Origin of the sequence: Pedobacter terrae, assembly GCF_900100705.1 — a bacterium.
Lineage (GTDB): Bacteria > Bacteroidota > Bacteroidia > Sphingobacteriales > Sphingobacteriaceae > Pedobacter > Pedobacter terrae.
On record NZ_FNCH01000009.1, the window covers coordinates 27,501 to 43,856 of the forward strand.

The following is a 16,356-nucleotide window of genomic DNA, read 5'->3' on the forward strand; positions in this document are numbered from 1 at the left end:
CGATCAACATTTAATGTATATGAAAAGTATACATCGTTATTTCTGTTTTTAAATACAAGATGTCTAATTTTATATCATTACCCCAATACAATTATCCATTGCAAACAAACTGATTCAATCTAAACTACTGGTATGATTAACGAGGCGCTCCAATTTACTTGTGATACCCTGGATCAATTTCTAAGGAATCGGTTTGGTCTGGATGAATCAAAAGTGATCAAGAATACGCTGATCGATAGCAATGGAAGTATACCTGTCGTAAACCAAAATAAAATTGTAATCTCGCTGATCAATGTGGAAAAGGAAACCACTAAACCATTTAACGTGCGTAACCATCAGCTTAGTAATGGAAGTTATGCAAATGTGAATCCTGCTGAAAGATTTAACCTGGATGTTTTGATAAGCTCCAATTTTGACGATTACAGCGAAACACTAAAATTCTTGAATGCGGTAATCCTTTTTTTTCAGGTTAATGCAGTGTTATCTGCAAATTCTTCTTCATGTATGCCAAAGGGACTTAATAAATTAGAGTTTGATATAGAAAAACTCAACTATCAGGAAATGAACAACCTGTGGTCGGCTATGGGGGCGAAATACCAACCCTCTGTTATTTATAAGATGCGGTTAATCACCATTCAGGGATTTGAGGCAGATGGGTTTGTAGGGGCGGTTTCGGTAATGGATAATCAGGTAACACAATGATCGAAAAATATCAACGCCTCTTTCAGCTGGATGTTTACCACAGTTATTTCCAGAAAAGCATTTGCCGCTGCCTGGAGCTTAATGCCGATCGTGCTACCGAACAATTGATGAAAAGGTTCCGTCTTCTTATCAGGAGACAGGTAAATGGTATAGGTTTGTATGCTAATGCTTCGCAACCGTTAAAAGAACTGTTAACTTATATAGAACAAGCTACCGGGCAGGATGCTTTTTGTTTTGAAATGAGAACAAATAACCCCGACTTTAATTTTTTTACCGAACTACCATCCAATTGGGTAGGGCAACTCCTATACGATAGCAGTAATACCACTATAACTGATCAGAATGTACAGCTTAATCAGCAGCTCTCCGGCAATCCTGGTACGAACTGTTTAGGAAAGGCAACCTTGCGTTTTGCTGATATTTTAAAATTTAATAAGGACATGGGAACAGTGAGTTTTGATATTAAATTGATGGCAAGGGCAACGCAATGGCAATATTTTATCATCAATAGAAATACGTTGCAGCTGTATAATCTTGCCATTTCAGGAAAAGAATCTGTTGATTTTGAAGGACCGGAAAGTGTAGTGATGGAAAGCGGTCAAAACGCTTTGTTGTTCTCTTCGGGCAGCAAGCTCATTCCATTAAGCGAGGTACCTGTATACAAATTCGACCTGATTAACCGTCCGGCATTAACCGATAATAAGCCGGTGCAGCCGCAAATAATTATTAGGGGCCTGCCAACACCCATACCCCAGTGGATAGGTAAGGTGACCCGTAACGCGGCTGAACAGCTTTCTTCACCCATGTATGTTTATATATAAACCAATAACCGCTAAAAATAAGTTATGATTGCATCAAACATTAAGTCTCCCGGTGTTTACATCAATGAGCAAAATGCCTTTCCCAATAGCGTAGTCACGGTGGCTACTGCGGTTCCGGCATTTATCGGCTATACGCCCCAGGCCGAATACAATGGCAAATCGTATACCAATGTGCCGTATAAAATTACGTCATTTGCCGAGTTCCAGTCTATCTATTGTTATCCTAACCCGGCACCACCAGCAAGTCCCGCGGTACAATATAGTCCTGAATATTATTTGGTACAACAAAAAAGTGAGCCTACTGATCGTGATTACATGATCATTAATGGCGCATACTATTCCATTTTGCCCGATCCCAATACCATTTATTACATGTACAACAGTATTGAGCTGTTTTATCAAAATGGTGGTGGAGAAGCGTATATCGTATCGGTAGGTACTTATGGACCTGCATCTGCAAAGCCGATGGGTGTAGGGCAGCAGATTATTAATCCTAATGTTTCTTTATCACAGCTTCAAAGTGGTCTTCAACTTTTGCTTAACGAGCAGGAACCTACTATGTATATCTGTCCGGAGGCCACTTTATTGTCGGTAGATGATAATGGTACCCTGATGGAAAGTATGCTGGCGCAAAGCCAGGATATGCAAACCGCGGTATCTGTTTTCGATATTATTGGCGGCCGAAACCCGGATCCGATAACCTATTCTGCTGATATTGATACCTTCAGGGAGCATACCGGAGAACAAGGCTTAAGCTATGGTGCTGCTTATTATCCTTTTATCGGTACCACCATTATGCAAAGTACTGATATCAATTACACCAATCTTTTTGGCGGGGATGTTAAACAGTTGGAACCACTTTTAAATCCGCCATCAAACCCCAACCCAACGGCAGCAACCATTCTTCATAATATTGAAAACCCTCCGGGAGCACCATTAACGGTAACGCAATACAATAATGCATTAATCAATGCGAGTAAGGTATATGCCACAATTATTAAAAATGTACTTGCATTGGCCAATATTCTTCCGGCAAGCGCGGGTATGGCAGGTGTAATGACTACTATTGATAACCAGGAAGGTGTATGGCAGGCTCCCGCCAATACTTCCATTACCGCCGTGGTATCTTTACCCATCAATTTATCAGAAAGTCAGCAAGGCAGCCTCAACATCGATCCTGTTTCAGGTAAATCCATCAATGCCATCCGTTTTTTTAACGGCATCGGTATTTTGGTATGGGGCGCCAGAACATTAGATGGTAACAGCCAGGACTGGAGGTATATTTCGGTAAGAAGAACCATGATTATGATTGAACAATCATGTAAACTGGCCGCACATTCTTACGTCTTCCAACCCAATGTAAAAAATACCTGGGAAGCTGTTAAAGCGATGATCAGCAGTTTCCTGAACACCATTTGGAAAGAGGGTGGATTGATGGGCGCTACAGCTGCAGATGCTTTTTCGGTCGATTGTGGTTTAGGCACTACCATGACTTCTGATGATATCCTGAATGGATTTATGAACGTAACCGTGCGTGTAGCCGTGGTACGCCCTGCAGAGTTTATTGTGCTTACTTTCCAACAGGAAATGCCGGTTTCTAGTTAACAGATTTATACATTAATTTAAAAAGATAATATTATGGCAGATGATGGAAGCGCACAAGGCGCAACATGGCCCTTACCAAAATTTAGGTTTGAGGTAGACCTTGGTACCGAATTAAAAGGCGTTGGATTTCAGGAAGTATCCGGAATGGATGTCGAAAATCAGGTAATCGAATACCGCAAAAGCAACAGTCCGCTTTTTTCTACAGAGAAAATGCCAGGTTTGGTAAAATACGGTAACGTAACCATGAAACGTGGAATCTTTGTTAACGATAACGTTTTCTGGGATTGGCACGCGGAGATTAAAATGAACCTGATTAAAAGACGTACAGTGTTGATCAAACTGCTTGATGAGGCAGGTAATGTAACCATGCAATGGCAACTGGATAATGCATGGCCGACAAAAATCAGCAGTACCGACTTAAAATCAGAAGGAAATGAAGTTGCTATTGATACACTGGAGATTGCGCACGAACAGTTAACCATTACGAATGGCAAGTAATACTTATCCGGTAGGGTTTTATTTCATGGTTTCCTTAAAAGGGGAGAACGCTGCCTTCCAGGAGGTATCAGGAATTTCTAAGGAGTTAGGCATTGAAGAAGTAGTCTCGGGCGGGGAAAACCGGTTTAAATACCGGCTTCCCACTACTTCATCAAGCCAAAACCTGGTACTTAAAAGAGCACTTGTTCCGGAAGGATCAGGCCTTGTTGATTGGTGTGTGAGCAGCATGGATGGCGGGCTTGGTATTACCATTCAGACAAACGACATTTCGGTTAGCCTGTTAGATGCCAATGGAGAAATGCTGGTAATGTGGACTTTTCATAGAGCCTATCCGATAAAATATTCGGTATCTGACTTGAAATCGCAGGAAAATGCGCTTGTAATTGAATCTATTGAACTGGCTTATACCTATTTCGAGATTACGGATAACGGGACTTACACTTCAAACCTATTTGATTAATCATTATGCCTGTAGAAATAAGAGAACTTATTATTAAAACACAGATATCAACCAGCGAAGCAAACCAGCAAGCTGGAATTAGTGCAGAAGATGTTAAACAATTAAAAAAACAATTACTTGCTGAATGCAAGAAAATGATCAGCGAACGCACCAAAAGAGGGACTAATACACGTTAGTTATGGGAAGTCTGGAACCAATGAAAATTACTGGTTATACGGATGAACAGTTTACCAAACGTTTTCCCGGTCCGCCGTACCTGATGATGCTCAATCCCGAGTCAATTAAATGGCAACGGAGTATTGAATATAACCAGCAGCAGGCGCCCGATTCCAGTTCGCCATCGCAACGTTACAAAAGTACGCCAAGCGATAAATTGAACTTTGATGTGGTAATTGACTGTACCGGAATTGTTGACCCTAAACGGGTTGATATGGCGAAAGAGATCAGCACTTTAGAGAATATTATTTTTACGTATAACGGAACCATTCACCGACCAAATTTTGTTAAGGTGCAATGGGGTAAAGATCTCGTTTTTAACGGGGTATTAAATTCTTTTGATATTTCTTATACGTTATTCCGGCCTGACGGAAGCCCCTTGCGGGCCAAAATTTCGTTGGGTTTCGGGCAGTATATTGCCCCACAAACGGTAAAAATCCAGGATCAGGACGAATCGCCTGATATCAGTCATCTGGTAACCGTGGTAGAAGGAGAAACATTGCCTGAACTGTGCAAAAGAGTATGGCATAATGAAAAATATTATACTCAGGTAGCCCGCTACAACGGACTTAATAAATTTAGAAACTTAAAAGGGGTAGAGAAACTGATTTTTCCACCCATCATTCCAAAAATATAATGGCATCATCATCCAATATCCCTAGTGGCAGTTTAGCCACCTATACCGTTAAAGTTGCGGGCAATACCGTTCCCGGCGAAGTAAATGTACTTTCGGTACGGGTAGAAAAAAGAATAAACCGCGTTTCTACCGCAATAATTACCATTTTAGATGGACAAGCAAATACCGGAACTTTCGAGGCCAGCTCTTCTTCTGTTTTTGTACCCGGCAATATCATCAGTATTGAAGCCGGTTACGATTCTTCAAACACAGTGATCTTTAGAGGTATTATTACTCGCCAATCTATCCTTATTAATGACCTTGTTGGTTCAGCGCTGGAAGTAGAATGTAAAGATGAAGCAATAAAAATGACCGTAGGCAGAAAGAGCCTCACCTTTGCACAAAAAAAAGATAGTGATGTAATCAGTTCCATCATCAGCAGTTATTCTGCTTTAACGCCTGACGTGAGCGGAACAACTACAGTTTGGCCCGAGCAGGTACAGTTTTATGTAAGCGACTGGGATTTTATGCTTTCGCTGGCAGAAATGAACGGCTTGGTTGTTACCACACTTAACGGTACAGTCGCCGTAAAAGCACCAGGTGCAAACCCTAATCCGGTAATAACCATTGGCTATGGTAGCGGGTTAATGGAATTCAGAGCAGATATGAATGCCATAACGCAGTTAGCGCGTGTAAAATCAAGTACCTGGGATTATAAACAACAGCAGGTAGCCAGTGCTGAAGCGCCGAACAACTATGCCGGACCAGGAAATATCTCCTCCAAAACGCTAGCTGAAGTTGTTGGCCTGCCTGAATATGCCCTGCAAACCACCGCACCAATGGAGACAGAAGAACTTAATAGCTGGGCTAAAGCGCAGATGTTAAAAAGTGAATATGCCAAAATACAGGGCGAAGCTAAATTTCAGGGTACTAACCTGGTTGATCCCGGTAAATTTATGACCTTGAATGGCCTTGGCGGTAGGTTTAACGGCGATTATCTCATTTCCGGTGTTATCCATGACCTTTCTGACGGAAACTGGATTACTGAAGTTTCAGTAGGCCTTTCACCTCAATGGTTTATCGAAGAACCTGATGTAATGGCACCTGTAGCCTCTGGCATGTTGCCTGGCGTTAGGGGTATATTTAATGGAACTGTTAAAAAAATGTATGATGATCCAGATTCGCAGTACCGCATTCTGGTTGATGTGCCTTTATTCGACCAAAGTGGTCAGGGCATTTGGGCAAGATTAGCCAACTTTTATTCAACCGATGGTGCAGGTGCCTTTTTTCTGCCCGAAGTAGGTGATGAAGTGGTGCTTGGTTTTTTAAATGAAGATCCACGAAGTCCGGTGATATTGGGTAGCATGTACAGTAGTCCAAAAAATAAGCCTTACAAAGGCCTTAATCCTAACGAGAAAAACTCCATAAAGGCAATTGTTTCCAAATCTAACATCAATATCGAGTTTGATGATGAAAATAAGGTGTTAACCATTGCTACGCCGGATAAAAACACAATGATTTTTAGCGATCAGGATAAAAAAATAACCATTCAGGATGAACATAACAATAGCATCGTCATGTCTGCAAACGGAATTACCATCAAAAGTGCTACAGATATTAATATACAAGCAGATCAAAAAGTGAATATCGCAGGTGCACAGGGTGTAACTGTAAAAGCCCCAACAGGAGATGTTACGGTAAGTGGTTTGAACATTAAACAGGTGGCCGACAGCCAGTTTTCTGCTGAAGGATCAATGACCACGGAAATTAAGAGCGGGATGGAAATGAGCCTGAAAAGTGCAATGATTATGATTAATTAATTTTAAAACGGAAGAAATATGCCACCAGCAGCCAGATTAACTGACTTTCACGAATGTCCAATGGTAACGCCTGCACCTGTGCCTATACCACATGTTGGCGGACCGGTTATAGGACCTGGCGAACCTACCGTATTAATTGGCAAATTACCAGCCGCCAGGGTGGGCGATATGCTGGTTTGTGTAGGTCCGCCAGATAGCATTATAAAAGGTTCAGCAACGGTAATGATCGGCGGAATGCCGGCAGCAAGAATGGGCGACTCCACCGCGCATGGCGGAACAATTATGCTCGGTGCATTTAATGTAATGATAGGCGGTTAATGAGATGACAAAAGAGACAAACAAAGTAGACCATCATTTTCTCGGTTCAGGATGGGCCTTTCCGGTTACTTTTTCGGTTGGTAACCACCAGTTGAACCTAAGTGCTTACGAAGAAAACATTAACGAATCAATTGATATCATCTTGCAGACCAGAAATGGTGAACGCTGTATGGAAGGTGGCTTTGGCGGTGGTCTGCAACAGTTTCTTTTTAAAAAAATGGACGAAACCCTGAAAGGGGAAATAAAGGAAGCCATTACTTATGCCTTAATGTATAATGAACCCCGTATTACGGTAACCGATGTAGATGTACAGTTCAGGGATATTAGGGGAGGTGTAGTAGAGATTTTGCTTACCTACATGTATAACCAGACCAATACCCGGCACAATTATGTTTTCCCGTTTTACATTAACGAGGGAACCAATTTAATTTAAAGCATGAAATTAGTTAACGCGAATAGCATCTTAAATTCAGTTGCTGAAGCCCTGCAACCGGGCGCTTCATTAATTGATGGACGGACGGAGCAAGATTGGCTCCGCTTTCTTTCTGAATTTGCTACGCTGATTAATTTCTACGATCATCATAATGCAGTACATGGTAACTGGGAACCTTTCATTCTGAAAGACCCTGTTTTTTTAATGGCCACCATTGCCGGAACCAATTTTACTAAATTATACAATCTTTACCTGCATACCTGCCATAAACTAGAACAACAAAATGATTTAGCCGCAACTTTTAACCAGCTTTTCGATCAACTGACCAGTATCTTCATCAAGATTCAAAACTGGACGCATTATATGCAACAGTCGCCAGCTAAATATTCGCTTAAAACTTATGTAGTAGAACAGATCAGGACCACTTTTGCTGATGCATTACAGGCTATTATCGATTTGCGGCAAGCTTTATTCAGCAGCGCTATGCTGGTAGGTTTAGTTCCTACCGATCCATCTGTTATCTGGAAATTAGATACCTACGAATACCGGATATGGAGAGAAGGAACATTTAAAGGCCCTTATTGGAAATTAATGGGTTTATTACCGGTTATAAAAGATAATGCCATAGTATCTATTTTTAAGGCAGTAACCTATATTGGAGATGCGCTATTTAATTTTTTGCAGGTAATTGTTAAGCAGGCCAATATCGAGTACGATCGCTTATCGAAGTTAAAAGGCAGTTTTCCTGATACTACTTTGCTGCGTACCTTTGTTCATCTTTTAAACGTACAACAAACCCAGCTTAACCATATCAGTGATAAACACTTAAGGTTTTATTACCGCGATATTTTAAAACAAACGGAGCGTAAAGCACGAGCAGACAGGGCTTATTTGACGGCTAGTTTGGCTATCGAAACGGCTGTGGTCAATCTGCCAAAAGGAACCTTGTTTGATGCTGGTACCGATGCACAAAAGAATTCCATTGTATTTGCCAGCACCGATGATGTAATTTTAAATCCGGCAGCTATCCCTATGGCTTATACCTTATCAAGGGCACCGGCGCAAAACCAACTTTCATATCTTCAGTTACAAACAATAGCTAATCCTGGTATGGTGCAAAAGGATCCTGCAGGTGCAGTTCTATCATGGGATACTTTAGGAAATCATCAACCCAATCCCGGCATACAACAAGCACTGGGCATAGCATTTGCTTCACCCATGTTATTGCTTAGAGAAGGTACAAGGCAGCTAAAACTATCTTTTACTTACACAGGAACGCCAGATATGAATATGCTGCGTAGCGCAAAATGTTACCTCAGTACATTAAAAGACTGGTTTGAGGTAAGTGCCGATTTTACGTCGGATGAAACGAATCCTGCACAACCTATTATCATTACAATTGTACTGCAAAGTACTGACCCTGCGATTGAACGTTTCCTGATCAATCCGGATGGTGTTGTAAGTGACTGGCCAATGTTTAAGCTGGTATTTAACCAGGTTACGCCTGCAACCGTGGCACCACCCAAACTGCAGACCTTGAAAATAGAAGTAAATGTTACCGGTATGGAAACCTTTCAGCTCTATAACGACTACGGTGCGTTGAGTACCAAAGTGGCTTTTCCGTTGTTTGGCCCAACCCCAGCATATGGCAGTAATTTTATTATGGGGAGTGATGAAATTTTTAGCAAACCGGTTGATTCCTTAAAACTAGCATTAAACTGGTCCGCGTTACCACCAGATTTTTCATGCTACTATCAGGCTTATAACCTTTACCTCGGAAAAAAGCTTCATATAGTTGCAACACCTGAACCTTCATTTTGGGAAAAAATATTTGGAAGGAAACAACCTGATCCGGTGCCGTTTCCAGCACTAAGTGAACCCTATAATAACAAATGTTTTGTGGTGGATTTTCAGTTGCTGGAAGAAAAGAATTGGAAATCAACGTCGTTTAATACCTTGCCCGCTGTGACTAACACGCCAATAGACACGGTAACGCCTGTTACGGCCTCAACTGCTGCCCCAGTGCCAGATCAGCCAATTACTACAGCGTCTACAAATCTGCTTTTTGTGATAGATAATGGAGAAATGGATTCTTTGAGCAGTTATGAATCTACCGGTATTCCACTTTCTGCTTGCAACCCTTACCTGCAAAACCAACCCATGAAATTTACAGAGGCCAGTACTGGCGGCTTCATCAAAATGGAACTTAAAGGGCCAGCATATGGTTTTGGTCCGGCTGTTTACCCTAATGTCGTATCAGCCGTTGCTATTTACAATTCACAAATATTGTACAATAATGAAAACGTGTCCTTTGTTGCTGCAGCACAATTGCCTTTTACACCCAAATTAAAAAGCTTTAACGCAACTTATACCGCCGCTGTTGAATATGTATTTGACAATGAAAGCAAGACTACGGCAACGATTAAGGATTACCCTATTCAGGCTTTTTTATATACGCCTTTTGCCAATTATGGGGTGTACGATAACCAGAATCAGCCGCCCGCCCAGAAATATACCTTAGGAGATGCTACAAACAGTCATTCTGGTATTCCCTTATATGCTTCATACAGCTACGATGGTTATTTATACCTTGCTATCGATAATTTATACCCAGCCAGCAATTTTAATATTTATGTAGAACTGGCACGGAAATATGTAATGGGAAACCCTGTTACAACAGCGGTTAGCTATTATTACCTGGGTACAGAAGGCTGGGCGCCGCTTATTGTGCTCACTGATGGAACCGATAATCTTACCTCTTCAGGTATTGTAACCTTAAACATACCAGCAAACATTACGTTAACAAGTGTGCTCATGCTTCCAAAATGTTATTGGATCGCCATTGTAGCCAATGATATTAGTCGTGTAGCCGCCACCGTTTTATTAAGCACCAATGGCATTAGTGTACAGCGTTTAAATACTGCCCCAAACGATGCCGTTAATATTCCGGCCATAGCGGCAAATACGATTACCAAAACCAAAGGTCCTTTACCGAAAATCAGTGCGGTGCAACAGCCATTTCCTTCTTTTGGGGGGAATGCAGCCGAAAATGCCACAGCCATGAACTGGAGGGTGAGCAACCGGATTAAAACAAAAAACAGGGCCACAAGTATATCAGATTACGTAAGATTGATTAAACAGGAATTTAATGACATCTACGACGCTGCAGTGATTTATAATCCGGTGTTAAAGTGTACCAACATTTATGTGGTACAGGCGGTTGATAGCTGGATGGCGCCACATGCGTTTTTTCCGATGGTAAGCGTGAGTGAAGAAGAAAATATACAACTGTATTTACAGCAAAAAACATCGGCTTTTTCTGCGATAAAAGTATCTAATCCCGATTTTCAGTCCATAACCGTTTATGCCGTAATTACCATTCAGCAGGGCTGTGAATTTTCGGCTGTTCAGCAAACTTTAACCCAGGCATTGAATATTTACCTTTCCCCATGGATTAAAAGTACCAGTAACCAGGTAGAGATTTATCAGGAGATTACCGATGTACAGGTGGCGTCGTTTATTAAAAACATAAATGGTGTAGCTGCGGTAGAAAGTGTAGCCTTTAAAACCTGGATGTACAATTCCGAACTTACCGAAACACCAGTAACTGCGAGTTTGCAAACCTGTGTTGGCCTGATAACAAAATCGGCTTTGTTTATTTCTAATCTGGTTCATCAGATCAGCCTTAATCCTTTAGCGGTATGAGTGAGCAGAACTTTATCATCGATCAGCCACTGCCACTCAATCAGGATTATGCTGCGCTTAAGGCAGAAGGGCTTGCATACATCCAGTTACACAGCGGACATGAATGGACTAATCTCAATAATGTTGATCCTGGGGTAACTATTCTCGAACAGGTATGTTATGCCCTTACTGAACTGGGTTATTGCAACGATTTTCCGGTTGTCGATATTTTAACCAATGCAGATGGAAAGCTTGAAGTAAAAGATCAGTTTTACCTGCCCAATGAAATTTTAACCACCTCACCGGTAAGCATCACCGATTACCGAAAATGCCTGATTGATGGCGTAAGCGGGGTAACTAACGCTTTGATTGTCCCTGTTCCTGGCGGCAATTATGCTTATCAGGTTTATCTGCAGGCCAATACAGCAGTTGAAAAGGAAAAATTATGCCATGCAGCCTTCATTTACCTTAACAAATGGAGAAACTTAGGTGAAATGTTTTTGCAACCGCTTTGTTTAATTGAAGATTTTCACACCGTTGCAGGCAAAATAGAAATTGCTGATGAAACACAACTTAAAAAAATATTGGCTGAATTGCAGCAATGCGTACAGCAAGCCATATTTCCAAAAGTGGTACCCCTGGGTTACGATTCGAAAGAAACGGATGACATACTTATTGATGAGATTTTTAACGGACCGCTGTTGCAACACGGTTGGATTCCTACTGCAGCGCTTGGTGAAAAGAAAGACCAGTTACAACTGATCGAATTGCAACAACTGATCCTAAGTGTGTCAGGTATAATTGGTGTAAGTGGGCTAACATTCGATCAGCAACCTTTAGCACAAGAAATCCATACCGGAAGTGATCATTTGTTAGCTATTAACTGGTCTAGCTCCTTAGATAATGGTCTGGAGATTTATTGTAAAGGCAGGAAGTTGTTTAGCGCAACAAATATGCTCATGTTAGCGGTTAATAGCAGCCCGCAAACACCCGGTCCGGGGCCGGTTTTTGGCGCAAGACCAAACCTGAGGATTACGATGCCTGGCGGAAGTTTCAGGGATATTAATTCTTATTATTCCATTCAAAATACTTTTCCCGAAATTTATGCTGTGGGCGCAGATACTACTGTTGATCATGCTACTGATTTTCAGGTAGCCCAATCAAGGCAGCTTAAGGGCTACTTAACACTTTTCGATCAGGTTTTAGCTAACCAGTTTTCGCAATTGGCCAATATAGGTACCTTGTTTTCCTTTAAAAATGCACAAAGCGGAACACCTTCCGACCAAGCTTTTTTTTATGATACCAAGAACCGTTTGGATGAAATTCCATCCGAATATCCGGTGCCTTATCTTGTTTTTTCGCCAACTTATTTTTATCAATCGCTTTATTCTGTTCCACATATCAGGCCACTGTTAAAAGATAATGAGCTCTATAATTTTAGCATTGCTGCAGAAACTGAGCAGGACATGGAGTACTCGAGCTGGTTGGCTTATCAAAAAGATCCCTACAACCCTTATATTAAAGGGCTGATGGATATGGTAGAAGATGATGCCACCAACCTGTTGAGGAGGAATAGCATGTTGGATCATTTGCTGGCCCGCCATGGCGAATCACCATTGTTGATCAATACCATTATTGACGGTTCTTATTACGCCGGAGAAAGTTTAAAAGATCAGGTAATTTTTAAAAGTCTTTACCTGCAAAATTTAGGATTACTTACTTATTTCAGGGTAAAAGCCTACAACTACATCGGCGCTAAAAAAGTAGCTGATCATTTTACTGATGTTCCTAAAGATTTTAATATCAGGATGATGGGCGGTTATATGAACGATTTTATCTTTAATTCTGCCGCAACAGATGATGTGGAAGCACTTGATACCATTGATTTTATCCATTATTCTGCCGTAGAGCTGAAGTTAAGCCTCCTCTTTGGTTTAAAGCCGCTTTATTGTGATTTTATGGAAAATCATGCTGAAGAAACTGCATCAGCAATAGCACTAAAGCTGGCCATGTGGATGATTTTGGAACGTAAAGGCTTAATACTGATCGAAACCGGATTGCTATCACCCTATGTTACTGTTCCCACAAGCATGGATCAGGTAATTTTGATCTTTCCGTCGTTTATTCCACAAATGAATTCCGAAGCATTTCAGGAGCGCTTAAGTTTGTTTTTAACAGAAACCATGCCCGCTCATGTTTCTTACCGCTGCCTCTTTTTAAATACCATTTTACTGGAAATATTGATTATCGCTTATGCCGATTGGCACAATGGATTGATTTATCCTGCAAATCCTTTGAATAAAAGCGTAACTGCCAATGCCAGCAGCCTGATGAAAGTAATTAACCTCATTTATACCCAAGCAGATGCCTCAAAATAGCCATAACCTGATTTCGAGACTTACATGGGATACTATGTTTGATAGCAAAGCACAAGGAGTAGCGCTGCAGGAGCGTTTAAGCAATTGGGGCGGTTTTCATCTGCAGCAAGAAATGGCCGCCGTTTTCAATAAATTTTGCCCGTCTGGACAAACCTGGAAAATTCAATCGCTCGAACTCGATTTAGGCGTAATCCATTTCGATCAGTTAGAAACCGAACTTCCTATTAAAATTCGCCAGCAGCTGAATGAAAAACTGGTAGAAATGATTCTTTATTCGCATCAACGTGGTAAGCAGATCGAAATTCTGGATGAAAAGAGCTCACACATACAACTGATCTGGTATTTTTTATGGAATGGGGCGCTACCATGGAATCACCATGCTGCTGATGGTTCTGTAAATCAGATGTTAACACAGCAGCTGCAACAGAATAGGGATGAGCTGTTGGATATGTTAAAAGAATCGGGCTTTAGCTCGGAGCAGGTAAGGCGGAGGATGGCCTGGCAGTTTAATGAGCAGAATATGATCAAAATCATTGAAGCCATAGAACCCAATGTTGGTGGGCAGATCATTCTGTTTTCGAACGAACTGACTAAAATTCAGCAGAAAGAAACGGTAGTTCAGGCTGCCAGCACGACAGATTTTAAGAAAAATGTATGGTTTTGGGTGCTTAACTACCTCTTAACCGAACGCGGAACAGTATTTAACCGGATCCAATTTATGAAAAGCAGCATTGTGCAAATGGCTGCGCATTATAACATGCAGTACGATCAGCTGTTCGAACTGATAGAGTTGGCCGTGGCAAAGTTAACCAGGAGTTTAAGTCTGCAGTCTGATTTTATCCTTACCCTGCAACTGCTGTCGAAGGAAAATAGAGACCAGCAAAAAAACAAAACCAGGCAGGTAATTGAAGATGTCGACCATTGGTACTTATTAGAAACCCTTTTTCTTGACCAAAATTTAAGGCATACATCCGGAAAAGCCGCAACATTTAATGATCTGGTTAGTGCTTTAGCCAAAGAAGATGCTGTGCGTTTTAAAACACTCATCAGTTCTTTCGGGAGTAAAAGTGATTTTTGGCTGCCTTTAATTAACGATTTATCCAGCCACAGCCTAAAAGTCGTTTTTACGGCTTTCAAATATAGTAAACCGGTAATTTTAACAGAAAGCATCATTTTCCTAAACCGGTTAATGGGCAGCGTAAAGCAGCAAACTGAACGCAATCAGTTATGGTATGAAGGTTTAATGTTTATCCTCCGTCAGGAGAATACATCCTTCACTGAAACGGCCTTCCTTGAGGTTTTAATTACGGTTTTGGCAAAGAATAAACAGTTATCTTCCATGGCACTGTTAGATCAGTTATTGGTAGCAGAGGTGCCTGCTACGTTAAAAACATTGCGCCATACTTCGCTTTACCATCTATTAACAGCTGTTTTTAAGAAAGAAGTTTCGCGGATGCCGGTGCTGCAATTTAAAAAACACCTCGAACAACTCGTATACCTATGCCATTTGCAGGTAAAGGAAGGGATTAAAGACCGGAAAAGCTTTGAAACCTTAAAAAATATACTTCATAATTATATTAGGCTATATCCAAAAGCCCTCAAAGAAGCGCTGATGGCTATGCCCGATGCAGAAATTTTAGCAGCAATATTTCCAGCATCAATAAGTGGTAAAAGCCTAACCTCATTCATGCTACCTCTGGAGGTAAGCTGGAATACTTTGCAGGAAATGCCCCGGTTTAACCAATTAGGACAAAACGAAATCTGGTTAGCTGAAATGCAACAGGAGCCTAAGAAATTACTTGAATTTGTAAGAAAAGAGATCATAACAGATCACCAGTGGCTTTGGCTTCAAAAAGCAGTCAGTTTTGATGAATTACTGCTCATCATAGGCTGTTTACATCCTAACCGCCAACCTTCATTTGATGTTTTAAGTCAGTTTTATCGCGTATCAGGCACCATTTCATTTAGCGGTGTAACTGGCAGCGGGTTGCAGTTCCTCTTGTTTAAGAAAGTAACAAAAGCCTGGATTTCAGGCAACTGGAAATTAATTGCTGCCGAAAGCATCTGGAACGAACTGATCTGGGAGTTGTGTGGCAAGAGGGCGATTCCTAAAGCAGTATTTATAAGCCATATGAATACACACAAGCGCGCACTACCACCACTATTACAATTGACATTCGAGTCGCTGATTGCCCAGGATCGTTCTACCACAGCATCCAATAATGAAAATCCTAAAATAAAACTTGTAAAACCCATAATGATGAAAGAAAAAACCGACAACCTGAAAGGAGGGATAAGTGTCAGAAACGCCGGATTGGTAATCATTAACAGTTACATCGCCATACTTTTCGAAAGGCTGGGCCTTATAAACGATCGTAAATTTATTACTGCTGAAAGCCAGCTACAGGCTGCACATTACCTGCAATATATGGTAACCGGACAAGAACATACTGAAGAATCATTTTTGCCGCTCAATAAAATCTTATGTGGCATACCGTTAACACAACCGGTAATGGAGGGAATCACTATCTCAACAGAAAATAAACAACTCATAGAAGGATTAATAAGTGCTGTAATTAGTCATTGGCCAGCCATTGGTAGCTCTTCAATAGATGGTTTTAGAGGCAATTGGTTGGTAAGGGATGGATTACTTACCGAAAGAGAAGACCGCTGGGAGCTAATCGTAGAGAAACGGCCGTACGATCTTTTAATTCACAAGTCGCCGTTTTCATTTTCGATCATTAAACATCCATGGATGGATAAACCGTTGCACGTAAACTGGGCTTACTAATATGAAAAAAATAA

The 16,356-nt window shown here is 41.2% G+C and carries 13 protein-coding genes; all 13 read left to right on the top strand.

The window, feature by feature from the left end; all coding sequences use genetic code 11:
- The first annotated feature begins 132 nt into the window (after positions 1 to 132).
- The 13 genes from BLR60_RS12680 to BLR60_RS12735 are packed head-to-tail and all read left to right on the top strand — an operon-like array spanning position 133 to position 16,342.
- Positions 133 to 702 (top strand): Pvc16 family protein, encoded by a 570-nt coding sequence (locus BLR60_RS12680; protein WP_090500372.1) that lies wholly within the window; start codon positions 133 to 135, stop codon positions 700 to 702.
- A complete protein-coding gene (locus BLR60_RS12685) occupies positions 699 to 1,523 on the top strand; it encodes a hypothetical protein (protein ID WP_090500374.1) in 825 nt (274 codons plus the stop codon). Before BLR60_RS12680 ends, BLR60_RS12685 begins: the two co-directional genes overlap by 4 nt.
- Before the next feature lie 24 nt (positions 1,524 to 1,547).
- Positions 1,548 to 3,128, top strand: a complete 1,581-nt coding sequence (locus BLR60_RS12690; RefSeq protein WP_167354728.1) for a phage tail sheath family protein — start codon at positions 1,548 to 1,550, stop codon at positions 3,126 to 3,128.
- Positions 3,129 to 3,161: 33 nt separating this feature from the next.
- The gene (locus BLR60_RS12695; protein WP_025146707.1) at positions 3,162 to 3,626 is read left to right on the top strand and encodes a phage tail protein; all 465 of its coding nucleotides are present in this window, start codon (positions 3,162 to 3,164) and stop codon (positions 3,624 to 3,626) included.
- Positions 3,616 to 4,086 (top strand): phage tail protein, encoded by a 471-nt coding sequence (locus BLR60_RS12700; RefSeq protein WP_090500375.1) that lies wholly within the window; start codon positions 3,616 to 3,618, stop codon positions 4,084 to 4,086. The genes BLR60_RS12695 and BLR60_RS12700 overlap by 11 nt, the downstream gene beginning before the upstream one ends.
- A 5-nt stretch (positions 4,087 to 4,091) precedes the next feature.
- On the top strand, positions 4,092 to 4,262 hold the full coding sequence (locus BLR60_RS24850) for a DUF5908 family protein (RefSeq protein WP_167354729.1): 171 nt from the start codon (positions 4,092 to 4,094) through the stop codon (positions 4,260 to 4,262).
- A gap of 2 nt (positions 4,263 to 4,264) precedes the next feature.
- A complete protein-coding gene (locus BLR60_RS12705; protein WP_090500377.1) occupies positions 4,265 to 4,939 on the top strand; it encodes a CIS tube protein in 675 nt (224 codons plus the stop codon).
- Positions 4,939 to 6,738 (top strand): type VI secretion system tip protein VgrG, encoded by a 1,800-nt coding sequence (vgrG, locus tag BLR60_RS12710; RefSeq protein WP_090500379.1) that lies wholly within the window; start codon positions 4,939 to 4,941, stop codon positions 6,736 to 6,738. The genes BLR60_RS12705 and vgrG overlap by 1 nt, the downstream gene beginning before the upstream one ends.
- 18 nt (positions 6,739 to 6,756) lie before the next feature.
- Positions 6,757 to 7,056 carry a PAAR domain-containing protein gene (locus tag BLR60_RS12715; protein ID WP_090500381.1) on the top strand — a complete coding sequence of 100 codons (300 nt, stop codon included), beginning with the start codon at positions 6,757 to 6,759 and terminating at the stop codon, positions 7,054 to 7,056.
- Positions 7,057 to 7,060: 4 nt separating this feature from the next.
- Positions 7,061 to 7,489, top strand: coding sequence for a GPW/gp25 family protein (locus BLR60_RS12720; protein WP_090500383.1), 429 nt, complete (start codon positions 7,061 to 7,063; stop codon positions 7,487 to 7,489).
- A 3-nt stretch (positions 7,490 to 7,492) separates the two neighbouring features.
- Positions 7,493 to 11,194, top strand: coding sequence for a hypothetical protein (locus BLR60_RS12725; RefSeq protein ID WP_090500385.1), 3,702 nt, complete (start codon positions 7,493 to 7,495; stop codon positions 11,192 to 11,194).
- Entirely contained in the window at positions 11,191 to 13,551 is a 2,361-nt protein-coding gene (locus BLR60_RS12730; protein WP_090500387.1) for a hypothetical protein, read from the top strand. The genes BLR60_RS12725 and BLR60_RS12730 overlap by 4 nt, the downstream gene beginning before the upstream one ends.
- Positions 13,538 to 16,342: a contractile injection system tape measure protein gene (locus tag BLR60_RS12735; RefSeq protein WP_090500389.1), complete on the top strand. Its 2,805-nt coding sequence runs from the start codon at positions 13,538 to 13,540 to the stop codon at positions 16,340 to 16,342. Before BLR60_RS12730 ends, BLR60_RS12735 begins: the two co-directional genes overlap by 14 nt.
- Positions 16,343 to 16,356: the final 14 nt, after the last annotated feature.